This window comes from Brucella sp. NBRC 12953 (assembly GCF_040369775.1).
In the GTDB taxonomy this organism is placed as follows: domain Bacteria; phylum Pseudomonadota; class Alphaproteobacteria; order Rhizobiales; family Rhizobiaceae; genus Brucella; species Brucella pseudogrignonensis.
Genome location: NZ_BAABSV010000003.1, coordinates 138,545 through 154,679 on the forward strand (window position 1 = coordinate 138,545; position 16,135 = coordinate 154,679).

The window sequence follows — 16,135 nt, forward strand, 5'->3', positions numbered from 1 at the left end:
CCAGGACAGCAGACGTGGCACTCGATATCAAGCAACAGGATGCAACAGCGCTCGCGGAAGCGATTGCGAAAGGCGTTTTGACCGCACGAGAGGCTATGGATGCCGCGATTGAATCCGCAGAAAAATGGCGCCCTCTGGGCGCCATTGCATATCTCGACGAAGAGTTGGGGCGCAAAAATGCCATCGCTTTTGATCACAACGCTCTATTTGCCGGAGTGCCGTCGCTTTTCAAAGATCTTGGCGGCCCCTGCGCTGGCCTGCCGATCCGGCTTGGCTCACGCGCCTGCGCAGATGCCCCACGCGCGCTTGATTCAGAACTCGCTGCAAGATTACGCAAAGCCGGGCTTAATTTCTTCGGGACGACAACCGTTCCCGAATTCGGTATGGCGCTTGCAAGCGAGCCGGTAGATGGCCCCCTCGCTCGCTACCCTTTCGATGAAAAACTCTCACCTGCCGGCTCATCCGGCGGTGCTGCCGCTGCCGTGGCAGCAGGCATCGTGTCAATAGCCCATGCAACCGATGCTGGAGGCTCGATCCGCGTTCCAGCGGCAACCTGCGGGCTGATCGGCCTCAAGCCAAGCCGCGGTGCTATGCCAGCTGGTCCGCATTTCGGTAATTACCTCGCAGGTATCGCAAGCGAATTTGCGCTTTGTCGTTCAATCCGCGATGCAAAAGCCCTTTTCCCACTGGTCGCTGGAAACACCGAAAGCTTCCTTCCCGATGTCACCTTCGCATCAGACACGAACCTTTCGAAGTTGCGCATCGGCGTTGTTTCGGGCGATTTGGCCAAATATCCCGTGACAGAAGACCGCCAGCAGGTTGTTGCTGATGCGGCTCGTTTTCTGGAAACGCAGGGGCACACAATCCGCATGATCGATGCAGACGCGCTTTCATTATATGTCGATGCCAGCGCAACCGCTTTTGACCGGATTATTTCGGCCAATCTGGCATCTGCAATTGATGCGTTTTCCATTGATGAAGCAAAGCTCGAAAGACTAACACAGGCCGTGGCATCACGCGGGCGCAGGATGAGCGCAGTAGAACTCTACGACGCTATGAATGGTGGCGTTAAGACCGCCTATCAGCTCTGGCAGATTTTCCATGATATCGATGTGCTGATTACGCCGATGCTGGCGCGTGGTCCGCAGCCCATCGGCTCATACGCGATGGATCATGACGATGTGGACGCACATTGGCATAGGATGAATGCATTTGCCCCTTATGCGGCATTGGCCAATATTTCCGGCTTCCCGGCGCTTTCCATGCCTTTTGGCGAGGATGCAAACGGTATGCCGCTTGCAATTCAGTTGATTGCACCGATGGGAGCGGACAATCTTCTCTTGAACCTTGGCGAGCTGATGGAAGAGGACCATCGCTGGCAGCACAAATTTCCCGTTGCGGGGTTAAACACATGACCACCACAGTTCTTGAACTGCAAAACATCACCAAGCGGTTCGGCGCGCTGACCGCCAATGACGATATTTCGTTAAAGCTTGAGCGCGGCGAAATCCTCGCTTTCCTGGGCGAAAACGGCGCTGGTAAAACCACGCTGATGAATATCCTCTTCGGCCATTATGTTCCCGATAAAGGCCGCGTCTTCGTCAAGAGCGCCGAAATCCCGCAAGGTAAGCCACGCGCCGCAATCGATGCGGGCGTTGGCATGGTGCATCAGCATTTTACGCTGGCTCCCAATCTCACGGTTCTGGAAAACATCATCACCGGCACCGAAAGCCTCTGGAAGCTGAAGTCAGCAAATGGTGCTGCTCATGCCAAGATCGCCGAAATTGCCAAGCGCTTTGGCCTGCAGGTCGATCCCGATGCACGGCTTGGTGATCTTTCGGTCGGCGAGCAACAGCGCGTGGAAATTCTCAAAGCGCTATATAACGACGCGGACATTCTGATCCTCGACGAGCCGACTGCCGTTCTGACCACCCAGGAAGCCGAAAGCCTGTTCGCGACATTGAAAGAAATGGCACGTCAGGGCCTGTCGCTCATTTTCATTTCGCATAAGCTGCATGAAGTTATGTCTGCCGCTGACCGCGTTGTGGTCTTGCGCGGCGGCAAGCTTGTCGCTGAGCGCAAAGCGTCCGAAACATCCAAGGAAGAACTGGCTGAACTTATGGTCGGCCGCCGTGTTTCGCGCCCTTCGCGCGCAGCCGCTACTCCCGGTGAGACTTTGCTCGAGGCAAAGAACGTGACCGTGATAGAGGATGGCGCCACACGCCTGACAGATCTCGATTTTCATCTACGTGCAGGCGAGACACTGGGCATCATCGGTGTTTCAGGCAATGGTCAGGCAGCGCTGGGTCGTCTTGTTTCGGGGCTTAGCCGGCCTGCCAACGGTTCACTCGCTCTATTCGGACAAGCGGTGACGAAATTTGATCCCCGTCAGTTTGTGGCAGACGGTGTTGGCCGCATCCCGGAAGATCGCAATGCAGAAGGTGCAATCGGCGACCTGACGCTTTGGGAAAATGCTGTACTTGAACGCGTGCGTGATCCGCAGTTTTCCAATGGTATTCTGGTCAATAGAACGGCAGCGCGTGAATTTACGGATCGCATCATCAAGGACTTCGACGTGCGTGGCGGCACGCCGGATAGCCGCATTCGCCTGCTCTCGGGCGGCAACATGCAGAAGCTTATCCTGGGCCGTAATCTTGAAACGGCTCCGCGCATTCTGATTGCAGCCCAGCCGACACGCGGTCTCGATGAAGGTGCCGTAGCTGCCATTCATGCCCGCATTCTGGAAGCGCGTGACAAGGGGGCTGCCGTGTTGCTTATCTCGGAAGACCTTGACGAAATCATCGGCCTTGCCGACCGCGTGCAGGCCATCGTCAAGGGCAAGCTGTCACCACCGATTGATGCAGCCGAGGCCAATGCGCGAAGACTTGGCCTGATGATGGCTGGGGAATGGCAGACACATACCTCGAAGGGGCTGAACTGATGCGTATTGAACGACGCGAAACACGGCCCATGGTTTTGGTGGCAACCGCTCCGGTTATCGCTGTGCTCGCTGCCTTTGTGCTCGCTGGCCTGCTGATTGCAGCTGCCGGTGCGCCGGTGCTTGAATCTTTCCGCCAGATCGCAATCGGTGCATTTGGCACAAAGCTTTCGATCACCGAAACACTGACGCGCGCGGCCCCTCTGATGCTGACGGGTCTTGCTGCCGCTGTCGCCTTCCGTTCCAAGCTCTGGAATATCGGCGCTGAAGGTCAGTTCTATATGGGTGCCCTTGCAGTTGTTGCTTGCGGTACGCAATTAGCGCTCCCCGCGCCCTTACTTATTCCGCTGCTGCTGATTGTTGGCGCAATCGCAGGCATGATATTTTTGCTGATCCCGCTCGGTCTGCGCCTGCGGTTTGGCGTCGATGAAGTCGTGACAACTCTGCTTCTAAACTTCGTCGCCGTGCTCTTTGTGTCGATGATGATTGAAGGGCCAATGAAAGACCCTCTGGCTTTCGGCTGGCCGCAGTCAGAACCTGTACCGGATGCAGCCGTACTGCCAAAAATCATGTCAGGTATGCGGCTCCATATCGGCATTCTGATTGCCATCGCTCTTGCTCTCGTCATCGCCTATGCACAGAAGCGCACTGTCTTTGGCCTTGAAACCAAAGCTGCCGGACTTAATCCACAGGCCGCTCGGTTTGCCGGTGTGCCGCTCGGTAAAACGCTGGTCAAAGTTGCTTGCATTTCCGGTGGGCTGGCTGGTCTTGCCGGTGCAATACAGGTCATGGGTGTTAAAGGCTATGTCACGACCGACCTGTCGCCGGGCTTTGGTTATTCCGGCATCATCGTTGCCATGCTGGCCAATCTGAACCCTATCGGTGCAATTTTCTCAGCACTGTTTGCTGCCGCGATGTTCGTAGGAGCGGATGGCATGAGCCGCGCCATTGGCATTCCAAGCTTCATCGCCGATGTGACCGTCGCACTTTCGCTGCTCGCCATGCTGGTTGCACTCTTCTTCACCCAATACAGGATCGCCCGATGAACGAGTTGATGGATATCCTGCTTTCCGCCGGCCTTTGGGTCTCGGTCCTGCGCATCGCAACACCACTGATTTTCGGCACGCTCGGCGCGCTTTATTGCGAACGCGCGGGCGTTCTTAATCTGGGCATCGAAGGTATCATGACCTTTGGCGCGATGATCGGCTGGCTGACGGTCTTTAACGGGGCTGACCTCTGGGTAGGCGTACTTGCAGCCGCAGCATCGGGTGCGGTGTTCGGTCTGCTGCACGCAGCCCTCACCGTGCCGCTCGGCCTGTCGCAGCATGTGGTGGGCCTGGGCATCACGCTGTTTGCTTCGAGCCTCAGCTATTTCCTGTTCCGTCTACTGGTGCCATTGTCTTCGACCCCGCCTACGATCGCGCCATTCCAGCCGGTCAATCCGTCATGGCTCGCAGATATTCCGTTTATCGGACAAGTGCTTGGCAGCCAGACCGCACTCACATGGCTTGCTATTCCACTGGCGCTTCTGCTCGGATATGTGCTCTTCCGCACACCCCTTGGTCTTGCCATTCGCATGACGGGCGAAAATCCACATGCCGCCGAAGCGCAAGGCATTAACCCGATCCGCGTTCGTATATTCACGATCATGTTCGGCAGCGCATTGATGGCCGTTGGCGGTGCGTTCCTCACGCTCTCCGCATTCAACTCGTTTTTCCCAACCATGATGCAGGGACGCGGCTGGGTGTGTATTGCACTCGTCGTATTTGCCTCGTGGAAGCCCGCACGCGCGCTTTTAGGTGCTCTGCTCTTCGCGCTGTTTGACGCGTTCCAGCTACGCCTACAGACGGTTTACGGCAAGATCGTTCCGTATCAGCTTTTCCTGATGATCCCCTATATCATGTCGATTGTAGCGCTGATCGTCATGGCACGCCGCGCACGCGTTCCACAGGCCCTGATGCAGCCCTATCGCCGCGGCGAGCGTTAAACAAAAAAGGCGGCTGCAATGTGCAGCCGCCTTTTTTGTTTCAGACGCCAGGCTCAGGCGCTGTAACGCTTCTGACCATCCATCCAGGTTTCGCTGACCTTAATCTTGCTGATCTTGGTCGGCTCAACTTTTGTCGGATCTTCTTCCAGAATTGCAAAATCCGCGCATTTACCTTCATCCAGGCTACCGACGATATCATCCATCTTGCAGTGATAGGCAGCATCGATGGTAACGGCACGAAGTGCCGCCTCGGCCGGAATACGCTCATCCGGGAAAAACACTTCACCGCCGTCATTCATGACACGAGCAACAGCATCTTTGACATAGCGCAGCGGCTCAATCGGCGTGACGTTCCAATCGGAGTGGAAAGAAATACGCAGGCCTTGTGCCAGTGCCGTCGCGCATGGATCGTAGAACTTCGCGCGGTCTGGTCCGAGAATCTCATCACGGAATGCCTTGCCCCACCAGCGCACATGCCCAATAAGGAATGAGGGCTGCAGCCCAGCGTTTTGGCTTTTTGCATCTGCTCCTCATGGAAAATGCTGTAATGCTCAATACGATGGCGATGATCGTCGCGCGGGGTTTGCTTCAACACGGTTTCGTAGGCATCAATGGTCGCATCGCCATTGGCGTGAACACCAACCTGCCAGCCGCCCTGATGCGCACGACGGATCGCAGCGGTGAGCTGCTCCGGCGTATAGTTCATCGCACCACGGTCATTCGTGCCAAGATAGTTTTCGCGCTGATAACCCCGGGCCTGATTGGAACCATCCGGCCAGGATTTTATGCCATCATAGCGATAGAGATCCGTGCCGCGACCCGGCTTACTGTTCATTTTTTTCCCACTGATCCATGGCCGTCGAAACCAGCATGCCGCGATAGCGGATCGGCGGGTTCTGCGACATGACCTGATCGAGCAAGGCCAGATGTTCTGCTGGTGCCATCATTCCAACGCCACAATCATGCAATGACGTGCAGCCAACCGAGGCCGCCTTATCCAGCATACGGCGAATACTGGTTGAAACTTCTACTGCTGTCGGCAGAGGCATCTTTTCGAGAAATGCGTTGAATGCCGGCGGCTCCTCCAAACGTCCGCTCAGTTTACCATCGGGTGTTTTGCATAGCGCGCTTCCGCCGGGTTAGGAGTCGTATCTGCGATCCCGACCAGCGCAAAGGCCTTGCTGTTGGCATAAGCAATATGGCCGTTGCTCTCCATCATGAAAAACGGATTGTTCGGCGCCAGTTCATCCAGTTCCGCAACGGTCGGGATGTGCGAACCCTTGGTGATGCTCGGATCGAATTGCCTTGCCCGACCCCATTCTCCTTCACGGGCCTTGCTGATGCCGTTGCGCAGCATGCTCCAGACTTGTTCGAAAGTCGGTGTCGTGATCGGACTCCCATCGATCCAGTCGTCCATCACAACGAAGACCGAATGCATATGCGGATCGATCAAGCCCGGCATCAATGTCCTGCCGTCCAAGTCGATCGTACGCGTGGTGCTACCACGAAACTTATCGACATGTTCTGCGGTGCCGACGGCCAGGATACGGTTGCCACGAATAGCCATTGCCTCGGCTCGCTGCGTTTCAGCATTCATTGTCAGAACGGTTCCACGGCGGAAAATGACATCGGCTGGCGCATTGGCAGACGCGCGGTTGCCCATCGCTGCAGCTGGCTCGACCGCCGTTGCCGCAAAAGCAGATACCGCCGCACCGCCCATGTACTTGAGGAAATCACGCCTTGACGTTGCGTGTTTGAATACAGCTATCAGTCCGGGATTGCAGGCTAAACACATTGTTCGCAGTTCCTATAAACCGGAAATACTTTGCCTTACTCATAGAAGGAAAAAACAAAAACTGATAACAATCAATTAAAAATAGAAAATCCTTATTATATTACACTTTACTAATTAAAAGCCTTTGTGAAAATACCAACTTTTACTTGAATGATAAAACAAAAACGGCGCCGAATGGCGCCGTTTCTCTTATCAGATCGTCAGAAGCAATCAGGCAGCGCCCTTGCCGCTCTTTTCAAAACGCTTGCGCTCGTTTGGATCGAGGTAGAGCTTGCGCAGACGGATCGACTTAGGTGTCACTTCAACCAGCTCATCGTCCTGAATCCAGGACAGAGCGCGCTCCAGCGTCATACGGATCGGAGGCGTGAGCTTCACGGCTTCATCCTTACCAGCGGCGCGGATGTTGGTGAGCTTCTTGCCCTTGAGCACGTTAACTTCAAGATCGTTGTCGCGGCTGTGAATGCCGATCAACATGCCCTGATAAACTTTGACGCCAGCGTCGATTATCATCGGACCGCGATCTTCGAGGTTGAAGAGAGCGTAAGCAACAGCTTCACCCTGATCGTTGGAAATCAGAACGCCGTTGTTACGGCCCGAGATTTCGCCCTTGTATGGCTGATAATCATGGAACAGACGGTTCATGATCGCCGTACCGCGTGTATCGGTCAGAAGTTCCGACTGATAGCCGATCAGACCACGAGTCGGTGCGTAGAACACCATACGAACGCGGTTACCGCCCGAAGGACGCAGCTCGACCATTTCGGCCTTACGTTCAGACATCTTTTGAACAACAGTGCCCGAATATTCTTCATCGACGTCGATGACGACTTCTTCAACAGGCTCAAGCTTCTCGCCGTTTTCGCCGTCTTTCATGACGACGCGTGGACGAGAAACGCCAAGCTCAAAACCTTCACGGCGCATGTTTTCAATGAGAACTGCGAGCTGCAATTCGCCACGACCGGAAACGAAAAACGAATCCTTTTCGTTGGATTCTTCGATCTTGAGCGCAACGTTTCCTTCCGCTTCTTTCAGCAGACGGTCACGAATAACGCGGCTCGTAACCTTGTCGCCTTCAGTGCCAGCATAAGGGCTGTCATTGACGATGAAGGACATGGTCACGGTTGGCGGATCGATTGGCTGAGCTGCGAGAGGTTCGCTGACCGAAGGATCGCAGAATGTGTCAGCAACGGTGCCCTTGGAGAGACCGGCGATAGCAACGATGTCGCCTGCCTGTGCTTCTTCAATCGGCTGACGCTCGATGCCGCGGAATGCAAGGATCTTCGAGATACGCCCATTTTCGAGCAGTGAACCGTCCTGACCAAGAACCTTGACGGCCTGGTTGGACTTGATCGAACCCGAATGGATGCGACCAGTGATGATGCGGCCAAGGAACGGATCAGCTTCAAGGATCGTACCGATCATGCGGAACGGGCCTTCGGCAACCTTTGGCGCTGGAACGTGCTTGAGAACCAGATCGAACAGTGGTGCCAGACCTTCGTCCTGCGGGCCTTCTGGGTTCAGCGCCATCCAGCCGTTACGGCCTGAACCGTAAAGAACCGGGAAGTCGAGCTGTTCGTCAGTTGCGTCGAGATTGGCGAAGAGGTCGAAAACTTCGTTGATGACTTCTTCATGACGGCCATCCGGACGGTCGATCTTGTTGATCGCAACGATCGGACGCAGGCCAACCTTCAGTGCCTTGCCAACAACGAACTTCGTCTGTGGCATTGGGCCTTCAGCAGCATCGACGAGAACGATAGCGCCGTCCACCATCGAAAGAATACGCTCAACTTCGCCGCCGAAGTCGGCGTGGCCTGGCGTATCGACGATGTTGATGCGGGTGTTCTTCCAGACAACCGAAGTGGCTTTCGCGAGAATGGTGATCCCACGTTCCTTTTCGATGTCGTTCGAATCCATCATGCGTTCTGCAACGCGCTGATTGTCGCGGAACGAGCCCGACTGCTTCAGCAGTTCATCGACCAATGTGGTTTTGCCATGATCGACGTGTGCGATAATAGCGATATTACGCAATTCCATATGGAGATCACTTCTATATGAGTTGGGAGCCGCGCCAAGATGGATGCACGGAAAATCAATGGGGCGCTCTTACAGGTTTTTTTGCGTTTTAGAAAGGGGCAGCGCGAAACTGCCCCTTAATTAACCCGAAAAGCCCGGATTTAATTGCGTTTTTACACTGTATTTCTAACAGTTTTTTGTCGCCAGAGCCTATAAAAGCGTTCCCGACAAAATAACCAGCGCCACACTAAAATAGATCACAAGCCCCGTCACATCGACCAATGTGGCAACAAAAGGTGCTGATGCACTGGCCGGATCAAAGCCCAGCCGTTTGAGAATAAACGGCAGCATTGATCCCGTTACCGAGCCAAAAGTCACGATACAGACGAGCGCCATGCCGACGGTAGCACCGACCAGAATCCAATGCTCGCCATAGTCGTAAATGCCGAGCTTCTGCCACAGGGCGATACGAACCATGCCGATGAGGCCAAGGAAACTGCCGAGCGCCAACCCGGTTGGCACTTCGCGGACGGCAACGCGCCACCAATCTTTCAGTTTGACTTCCTGCAGCGCAAGCGCACGAATAATCAAAGATGTTGCCTGCGAGCCAGAATTGCCGCCGGAAGACATGATGAGTGGAATAAACAGCGTCAGAACGAGTGCTTTTTCAAGCTCCAACTCGAAATGCTGCATCGCACTTGCAGTCAGCATTTCGCCCAGGAACAGAATGCCCAGCCAGCCAGCGCGCTTCTTCAGCATCTCGCCAAAACCGATACGCATGTAAGGCTTGTCGAGTGCCTCCATACCACCGAAACGATAGGCGTCTTCGCTCGCCTCTTCTGTCATGGCATCCAGCACATCATCGACAGTTACAATGCCGATGATGTGGCGGCTGTCATCGACGACAGGAACGGCCAGAAGATCGTGCTTACGGAACAGACGGGCTACGTCTTCACGATCTTCATGCGGCGAAATCGTAATTGGATCATCGTCGCGCGCAAGCGAGAGAATCGGCTCATCAAGTTCACGAATAATGAGACGACGCAGGCTGACCACACCCAGAAGAACGCGGGTCTGCGGATCAACCACATAGATTGCGTAAACCGTTTCGCGCGTGCGCTCAACCTTACGAATATGGTCAAGTGTTTGCCCGACATTCCAATCGGAAGGCACCGCAATGAACTCAATGGTCATCAGACTACCAGCCGTGTTTGGCGGATAGCCCATCAGCTTCTTCAGCGCGGCCTTTGTTTCTGGTGCCAGAATTGGGAATAAACGCGCACGATCGGCATCTTCCAGTTCCTGAAAGACGTCGGTTGCACGGTCAGCAGACATGCCATCCAACAATTGGCTGGCAATGTTTGGCGGAAGAATAGCCAGAATTTCTGTGGCACGTTCCAGTTCCGGCTGGTCGAGCAGGCGGATGGCATCTTCGTGCGAAAGCTGGGCGATAACGGCGACTGCGTCATCTGCATCAAGTTCATTGACGATCTCTACCGCGTCGCCCGTACGAATATCGGCGATGCGGCTGGCAATTGCTGCAGCAGGGAGGTCGGCAACATTGAGCACTTCTGGGGCGAAGTTGTTGTCGGTCATGGGCTTGCCTTTCTGTCGATCCGCCGTCAGAGGCAGACCGTGCAAGCCGACCGAAAGCGATCAGATCACGAACTGCCTTGACGGCTGAAACAATCGACTGTGACTGTCGCTTGGCATAAGAGAATAAGACTCCGGTTGAAATGCAGCCAAAGAAAATGCGGCCGCGTGGGTCATGTGCGCCCGGCGGCAATCAAAGTCAAGCCCCGGCGGATAATCATGAAAGCTTTTTCATACGAGTTTGAAATTGTGATTTTCAGGCCGTCTGCGGCAGACGCAGCCAGAGTAGGAAAGCAACCGCAGCAATGAAACCGAGCGCCGGGATAAGCGTTGCAAGGGCAATCACCGGATCACCCATCAGCGCCGCAATTGCGCCACCAATAAGCCCGCCACCCATCTGAAAGAAACCCATCATGGCCGAAGCCGCACCGGCCATCTTGGGAAAGGGTGCCATGCCAGCAGATGTCATCACCGGCATGACCAGCGCAACACCAAATGCAAAGAGCCCCATGGGCAGCATCACCAGCAGATAGACCGGCTCGAACACCCGGAGCAGCGTCGCAATCAGTATGCTTGCCGCAACCATTGCAACATAACCGGCAGCGGCCAGCTGTCGCGGGCGATAGATCGTCATCAGCCGCCTGAACAACAGGCTCCCGACAAAATAGCAACTCGTCTGTAAAAGCAGACCAATCCCGAATTGCGTTGCCGTCATACCCACCCGCCCCATCAGCACAAACGGCAAAATGGTAGCTGCCGTATAAAGCCCACCGGTCGTACCGCCGACGCCCAGACTTGCGTAGACAAACTGGCGACTTGTCAGCAACGTGCAGTAGGAACGCCGCAATTCCTTTGGTCGAATACGACTGAGATCGCGACTGACGGTTTCCCTGATGATGAAGATTGCCATCAGGACCACCAGAATTCCCAGACAGACCATGACGACAAAAATCGCCTGCCAGCCAAACAGCTCCATCGTCACCCCGCCAAGTGTGGGCGCGACAGCAGGGCCCACTGCAATAACGATGCCGATAAGGTTCATCACCCGCGCGGATGCGTCATGGGTGAAAAGATCGCGAACGATTGCGCGTGAAATCGTGACGCCGACAGCCGCACCAACGCCTTGCAGGAACCGCGCAACCAAAAGCGTGTCGATGGTCGTTGCGAACAACGCGAGGATGCTGGCAGCGAGATAAATCACCATGAAGGCGATTGTGATGGGTCTTCGCCCGAAGCCGTCCGACAACGGCCCGCAGATAAGCTGTGAGACGCAGAAGCCAGCGAGATAGACTGATATGGTGAGCTTCACCATCGCTTCGGTCGTGCCAAAGGCATGAACGATCTCGGTCATAGCCGGTGTATAAAGCGCCATCGACATGAGACCCAGCGCTGCGAGAAGACCGCCGATAACGCCGACCCGCAATTCGCTCATTACGGGTTGCGCATCCTGGGCATTACGATGGTCGGGCGCGACATTCATAGACTGCAACAATCGCTCTCGGCGTGACCACGAAAAAGAAAACCCGCAATCAGAAAGCCTAAATTGGAGGAACCTGTAAGCACTCCCATTTGTATGGGAGCAAGACCGTCTTTCATCCCTATTATCTGTGGGAGACAGGGTCAAGCCACGCTATCCGGGAATGCGAAACAACAGCAAATGCCCTTGCCCGAAAGGAGATGAACTCCTAAATCTGGTGCATATAGAATTCAATTGATGTGGAGTTTTCTGATGTCCGAAAAGCCAGCTTACAATCACGCGCTTATCGAATGGAACGGACCGCTTGGCCTGCCGGATTTCAACGCATTCAAGGATAACGATTTCGCCGCCACGTTTGATGCAGCTCTGGCTGATGACGTTGCGGAAGTGGAAGCAATCACTCATGAGACCGCTGAAGCCACGATTGAAAACACGCTGAAAGCTTTACAGCTGACGGGCAAGTCCCTTGATCGCGTTTCCTCCATTTTCTGGCTTCGTGCCGGTGCTCACACCAACGAGACCATTCAGACGCTGGAGCGCGAAATCGCACCCAAAATGTCGCGCCATTATTCGCGCATCATGATGGACCCGAAGCTGTTTGCACGCATCGATGCACTGTATGAGAATCGCGATCATCTCGACCTGGATGTCGAAACCAAACGCGTTTTGGAAAAGACCTGGAAAGGCTTTGTTCGCTCCGGCGCCAAGCTTGATGAAGTCGGCAAAAAAGAGCTTGCAGGCATCAATGAAAAGCTGGCGGGCCTCGGCGCTCGCTTCGGCCAGAATGTTCTGAAGGATGAATCAAGCTGGGCTTTGTTCATCACCAATGAGGCCGATCTCGCGGGGCTTCCTGATTTCCTCAAAAACGCCATGCAAAGTGCCGCAGCCGAGCGTGGTCAGCCGGACGCATGGGCAGTCACGCTATCACGCTCGATTGTTGAACCATTCCTGACCTTCTCGGAAAATCGTGAACTGCGCGAGCAGGCTTTCAACGCCTGGGGCAAGCGCGGCGAAAATGGCGGCGAGACCGACAACCGTGAGATCGTGCGCGAAATGGTGGAACTGCGCGAACGCAAGGCCCACCTGCTCGGCTATGCCAACTTTGCCGCATACAAGCTCGATGACACCATGGCCAAGACGCCAAAGGCCGTCATGGACCTGCTGGAACCAGTCTGGGACAAGGCGCGTGCCAAGGCGCATGAAGAAGAAACCGAACTTGAACGTCTGATCGCGGCCGACGGCCATAACCACAAAGTAGCGCCCTGGGACTGGCGTTTTTACGCCGAAAAGCTCCGTGCCGAACGCTTTGCCTTTGATGAGGCGGAACTCAAGCCATATCTGCAACTCGAAAAGATCATCGAAGCAAGCTTTGATGTTGCAACCCGCTTGTTCGGTATCCGTTTCGAGGAAAAGAAGGGCATCACCGCCTGGCATCCGGATGTAAGGGTGTTCCAGGTATTGAACGTTGACGGCAGCGAACGCGGCCTGTTTTTAGGCGACTATTTTGCCCGCACCTCCAAGCGCTCTGGCGCATGGATGAGTTCGCTGCAATCGAGCCACAAGCTCAATGCCGGGCAGAAGCCTTTCATCTACAACGTGATGAATTTTGCAAAGCCGAAGGCCGGTGAGCCCGCGCTTCTTTCGCTTGACGATGCCCGCACACTGTTCCACGAATTTGGTCATGCGTTGCATGGGCTTTTGTCGGATGTGACATGGCCCGCCGTTTCCGGCACTGCTGTTTCGCGTGACTTTGTCGAACTGCCATCCCAGCTCTACGAGCACTGGCTGACGGTCCCTGCTGTGCTTGAAAAATATGCAGTGCACTATCGCACTGGAGAAGCAATGCCAAAGGCACTGCTCGATAAGGTGCTTGCAGCGCGCTCTTTCAATGCAGGCTTCAATACGGTGGAATTCACCTCATCCGCGCTTGTCGATATGGCTTTCCATACAGGTACTGAAAAGATCAGCGATCCGCTGGCCTTTGAGGCGGCAACGCTGAAAAAATTGTCGATGCCGGATGCAATTATCATGCGTCACCGTACGCCACATTTCACCCATGTCTTCTCCGGCGACGGCTACTCCGCCGGGTACTATTCCTACATGTGGTCGGAAGTGCTGGATGCCGATGCATTCTCGGCATTTGAGGAGACGGGCGATGCGTTTAACCCTGAACTGGCGGCAAAGCTCAAGCAATATATCTATTCAGCCGGTGGCAGCCGTGATCCGGAAGAGCTTTACAAAGCCTTCCGCGGCAAGATGCCAACGCCGGATGCGATGATTGAAAAGCGTGGGTTGAACTAAAAAATGAAAAGGCCGGGAAACCGGCCTTTTTTCATTGCTTATGACTGAGAATATTCACAAGCCGTCCGTAGGGATCACGCACAAAGAAGCGCCGCACACCCCATTCCTCGTCGCTCGGCCCATATTCAACTTTAAAGCCAGCGGCAATCATCCGCCCAAGCACCGCATCGGTATCATCGACTTCTATGGAGAGATCGGGCACCGGGGTGCCAGAACCTCCTTCGGTGGCAAAACTGATCTGCACCCTTGCGTCCGCATCTGCGGCATAAGTGACAATCCAGCCATGGTCCATCACCACATCAAGTTCCAATACGTCTCCGTAGAAACGTTTCGCTGCCGCGAGATCATCGGCCGCTATGTTGGATACGATGCGGCGGACAGCCATCAATATTCGCCGAGCTTGATGTCTGGTGTGTAATCGACGCCGTCGACTTCCTTCACCACAGGCTGACCACAATGCAGAACGCCGGTTGCTGCGTTGAACGCATAGGTCGGCGAACCATAAAGCTGCCAACCCTTGTTAAGCGCTGCGGTTACGCGGTGACAGAACGCGGAATCGTCTGGGCCGGTGATGAAACGATAGAGCTTCATAGTCATTCTTCCTTGGTTATGATGACGAATTTGATTTTGCGAGAATGCGCTCGGCCATTTCGAGATGCAGACGCTCAACCATCTGTCCATCGAGCGACACGACGCCCTTCTCAGCATTTTCGGGCTGCGCAAACACTGAAATCACCGCGCGGGCATGGGCCATATCTTCATCCGACGGGGAGAAGGCGCGATTGGCCACCTCAATTTGTGAGGGGTGAATGAGCGTCTTGCCATCAAAGCCCATCAGAGCTGCCTGCAGGCATTCCGCTTCAAAGCCCACACTATCCCGAAAATCATTGAAAACGCCGTCCAGCACATCAATGCCGCCAGCGCGCGCAGTCAGTATGATCTGCATCAGCCATGGGATCAGATAAGGCCGCCCAGCTTGCGGACGAACGCCGGTGGCGCGCGCAATATCATTTGGGCCCACCACAAAGCAGCCAAGCCTTGCCGCCGAACGATGGCCAAGTACGGCAATTTCATCAGCATTGAGGATGCCGCGCGGCGTTTCAATCATCGCCCAGACACGCATATCAGGGTCCGCATCGTGGCGGTCTAGCCGATTGGCGGCGTCAATCACATCCTGCGGACGCTCAACCTTGGGCAGCAACACAGCGTCTGCACCCATATTGGCTGCGGCAGCAACATCGCCTTTGCCCCATTGCGTATCGGCAGTATTCACCCGCACGACCCGCTCAAATCCAACCTTTGGATGCTCGGAAAAATGTACGGACAGCGCGTCTCGCGCCGCAATTTTGGTTTCGGGCGCTACGGAATCTTCCAGATCGTAGATCACGCAATCGGCTGCAAGCGTCAGCGACTTTTCAAGCGCACGACTATTGGATGCCGGTACGAACAAGACGGAACGGCGTGGGCGAGCAATTGTTTTCATGCGCAATTTGTGCACTGATCTGCATCAGCAGACAAGCGCTCGCCCGACAAAGTTTTTTAAATTCCGCTCGCTTCGTGTTCGAGCGTTCCGGTGAACTCACATGATGCGCCATGGTAATAGGTGCATCCACCGACCTCTTCGATCTCAAGCTTATAGTCACCAACGAAATTCATCTTGATCTCGCAATAGCGCGGGTTCCGGGCGGACTCGGCTTCTTTCGGATCAAAACCTTCGCTTTGGATTTTGAATACCGCCTTTTTGTCTTTAATGGTGACATCACCGGCCACGCCACCACCGCAGCCGGGCTGATTATCGACCATTGGGACGTTTGTAGACAGAGATACGGCATATTGATCGCCACTTTTGTGCGTCACATCAGCCTTAAGTTCCATGCCTTCATTGCTTGTAAAAAGTCCTTCATGCGGATTGAAGCCAGGCTTGTTTTCCGCAGAAGCTGGCAAACTCATTACTGCAACCGTCAATCCCAAGAGAAAAATTCGAAGCATGTTCCACCCATCGCTGCTAATCATAAGACATCAAAACGTAGA

General features: G+C 54.8%; 14 protein-coding genes and 1 pseudogene. 5 read left to right on the forward strand and 10 right to left on the reverse strand.

Annotation, left to right across the window (positions count from 1 at the left end):
- The first annotated feature begins 14 nt into the window (after positions 1-14).
- From ABWV94_RS08145 to ABWV94_RS08160, 4 genes are read left to right on the forward strand one after another with little or no spacing between them, the layout of a single operon-like run.
- Positions 15-1,415: an amidase gene (locus ABWV94_RS08145; protein ID WP_353413076.1), complete on the forward strand. Its 1,401-nt coding sequence runs from the start codon at positions 15-17 to the stop codon at positions 1,413-1,415.
- The gene (locus ABWV94_RS08150) at positions 1,412-2,941 is read left to right on the forward strand and encodes an ABC transporter ATP-binding protein (protein ID WP_353413078.1); all 1,530 of its coding nucleotides are present in this window, start codon (positions 1,412-1,414) and stop codon (positions 2,939-2,941) included. The genes ABWV94_RS08145 and ABWV94_RS08150 overlap by 4 nt, the downstream gene beginning before the upstream one ends.
- Positions 2,941-3,984: an ABC transporter permease gene (locus ABWV94_RS08155; RefSeq protein ID WP_113497004.1), complete on the forward strand. Its 1,044-nt coding sequence runs from the start codon at positions 2,941-2,943 to the stop codon at positions 3,982-3,984. The genes ABWV94_RS08150 and ABWV94_RS08155 overlap by 1 nt, the downstream gene beginning before the upstream one ends.
- A complete protein-coding gene (locus tag ABWV94_RS08160) occupies positions 3,981-4,925 on the forward strand; it encodes an ABC transporter permease (protein WP_113496935.1) in 945 nt (314 codons plus the stop codon). The genes ABWV94_RS08155 and ABWV94_RS08160 overlap by 4 nt, the downstream gene beginning before the upstream one ends.
- 53 nt (positions 4,926-4,978) lie before the next feature.
- Here the strand turns inward: ABWV94_RS08160 and ABWV94_RS08165 are convergent.
- From ABWV94_RS08165 to ABWV94_RS08190, 6 genes and pseudogenes are all read right to left on the reverse strand, one after another.
- Positions 4,979-5,760 (reverse strand): annotated as a pseudogene (locus ABWV94_RS08165) (amidohydrolase).
- Positions 5,750-6,013 carry a hypothetical protein gene (locus ABWV94_RS08170; protein ID WP_353413080.1) on the reverse strand — a complete coding sequence of 88 codons (264 nt, stop codon included), beginning with the start codon at positions 6,011-6,013 and terminating at the stop codon, positions 5,750-5,752. Before ABWV94_RS08170 ends, ABWV94_RS08165 begins: the two are co-directional and overlap by 11 nt.
- A gap of 8 nt (positions 6,014-6,021) precedes the next feature.
- Positions 6,022-6,720 (reverse strand): amidohydrolase family protein, encoded by a 699-nt coding sequence (locus tag ABWV94_RS08175; RefSeq protein WP_353413082.1) that lies wholly within the window; start codon positions 6,718-6,720, stop codon positions 6,022-6,024.
- 210 nt (positions 6,721-6,930) lie between these two features.
- Positions 6,931-8,754 carry a translational GTPase TypA gene (gene typA, locus ABWV94_RS08180; protein ID WP_007877786.1) on the reverse strand — a complete coding sequence of 608 codons (1,824 nt, stop codon included), beginning with the start codon at positions 8,752-8,754 and terminating at the stop codon, positions 6,931-6,933.
- Between the two features lie 189 nt (positions 8,755-8,943).
- Complete coding sequence (gene mgtE / locus ABWV94_RS08185; RefSeq protein ID WP_079213424.1) at positions 8,944-10,329, reverse strand: magnesium transporter; 1,386 nt, start codon at positions 10,327-10,329, stop codon at positions 8,944-8,946.
- A gap of 253 nt (positions 10,330-10,582) precedes the next feature.
- Positions 10,583-11,806, reverse strand: a complete 1,224-nt coding sequence (locus tag ABWV94_RS08190; RefSeq protein ID WP_079213423.1) for a multidrug effflux MFS transporter — start codon at positions 11,804-11,806, stop codon at positions 10,583-10,585.
- A 249-nt stretch (positions 11,807-12,055) separates the two neighbouring features.
- Here ABWV94_RS08190 and ABWV94_RS08195 point away from each other — a divergent pair, with 249 nt between their 5' ends.
- The gene (locus ABWV94_RS08195; protein ID WP_353413085.1) at positions 12,056-14,104 is read left to right on the forward strand and encodes a M3 family metallopeptidase; all 2,049 of its coding nucleotides are present in this window, start codon (positions 12,056-12,058) and stop codon (positions 14,102-14,104) included.
- A gap of 31 nt (positions 14,105-14,135) precedes the next feature.
- Here the strand turns inward: ABWV94_RS08195 and ABWV94_RS08200 are convergent, their stop codons facing one another.
- The 4 genes from ABWV94_RS08200 to ABWV94_RS08215 are packed head-to-tail and all read right to left on the reverse strand — an operon-like array spanning position 14,136 to position 16,117.
- Entirely contained in the window at positions 14,136-14,489 is a 354-nt protein-coding gene (locus tag ABWV94_RS08200; protein WP_112814356.1) for a VOC family protein, read from the reverse strand.
- Positions 14,489-14,695, reverse strand: coding sequence for a DUF1737 domain-containing protein (locus ABWV94_RS08205; RefSeq protein WP_007877777.1), 207 nt, complete (start codon positions 14,693-14,695; stop codon positions 14,489-14,491). The genes ABWV94_RS08200 and ABWV94_RS08205 overlap by 1 nt, the downstream gene beginning before the upstream one ends.
- Positions 14,696-14,711: 16 nt before the next feature.
- A complete protein-coding gene (locus tag ABWV94_RS08210) occupies positions 14,712-15,602 on the reverse strand; it encodes an HpcH/HpaI aldolase/citrate lyase family protein (RefSeq protein ID WP_353413087.1) in 891 nt (296 codons plus the stop codon).
- A gap of 41 nt (positions 15,603-15,643) precedes the next feature.
- Positions 15,644-16,117 carry a hypothetical protein gene (locus ABWV94_RS08215; protein WP_353413089.1) on the reverse strand — a complete coding sequence of 158 codons (474 nt, stop codon included), beginning with the start codon at positions 16,115-16,117 and terminating at the stop codon, positions 15,644-15,646.
- Between the last annotated feature and the right edge of the window lie 18 nt (positions 16,118-16,135).

Bases quoted from the DNA above. Each gene is read 5' to 3' on its own strand.
- ABWV94_RS08215 (WP_353413089.1), bottom strand. From the start codon at position 16,117: ATGATTAGCAGCGATGGGTGGAACATGCTTCGAATTTTTCTCTTGGGA.
- ABWV94_RS08195 (WP_353413085.1), top strand. From the start codon at position 12,056: ATGTCCGAAAAGCCAGCTTACAATCACGCGCTTATCGAATGGAACGGA.
- ABWV94_RS08155 (WP_113497004.1), top strand. From the start codon at position 2,941: ATGCGTATTGAACGACGCGAAACACGGCCCATGGTTTTGGTGGCAACC.
- ABWV94_RS08175 (WP_353413082.1), bottom strand. From the start codon at position 6,720: ATGTGTTTAGCCTGCAATCCCGGACTGATAGCTGTATTCAAACACGCA.
- typA (WP_007877786.1), bottom strand. From the start codon at position 8,754: ATGGAATTGCGTAATATCGCTATTATCGCACACGTCGATCATGGCAAA.
- ABWV94_RS08160 (WP_113496935.1), top strand. From the start codon at position 3,981: ATGAACGAGTTGATGGATATCCTGCTTTCCGCCGGCCTTTGGGTCTCG.
- ABWV94_RS08200 (WP_112814356.1), bottom strand. From the start codon at position 14,489: ATGGCTGTCCGCCGCATCGTATCCAACATAGCGGCCGATGATCTCGCG.
- mgtE (WP_079213424.1), bottom strand. From the start codon at position 10,329: ATGACCGACAACAACTTCGCCCCAGAAGTGCTCAATGTTGCCGACCTC.
- ABWV94_RS08190 (WP_079213423.1), bottom strand. From the start codon at position 11,806: ATGAATGTCGCGCCCGACCATCGTAATGCCCAGGATGCGCAACCCGTA.
- ABWV94_RS08205 (WP_007877777.1), bottom strand. From the start codon at position 14,695: ATGAAGCTCTATCGTTTCATCACCGGCCCAGACGATTCCGCGTTCTGT.
- ABWV94_RS08150 (WP_353413078.1), top strand. From the start codon at position 1,412: ATGACCACCACAGTTCTTGAACTGCAAAACATCACCAAGCGGTTCGGC.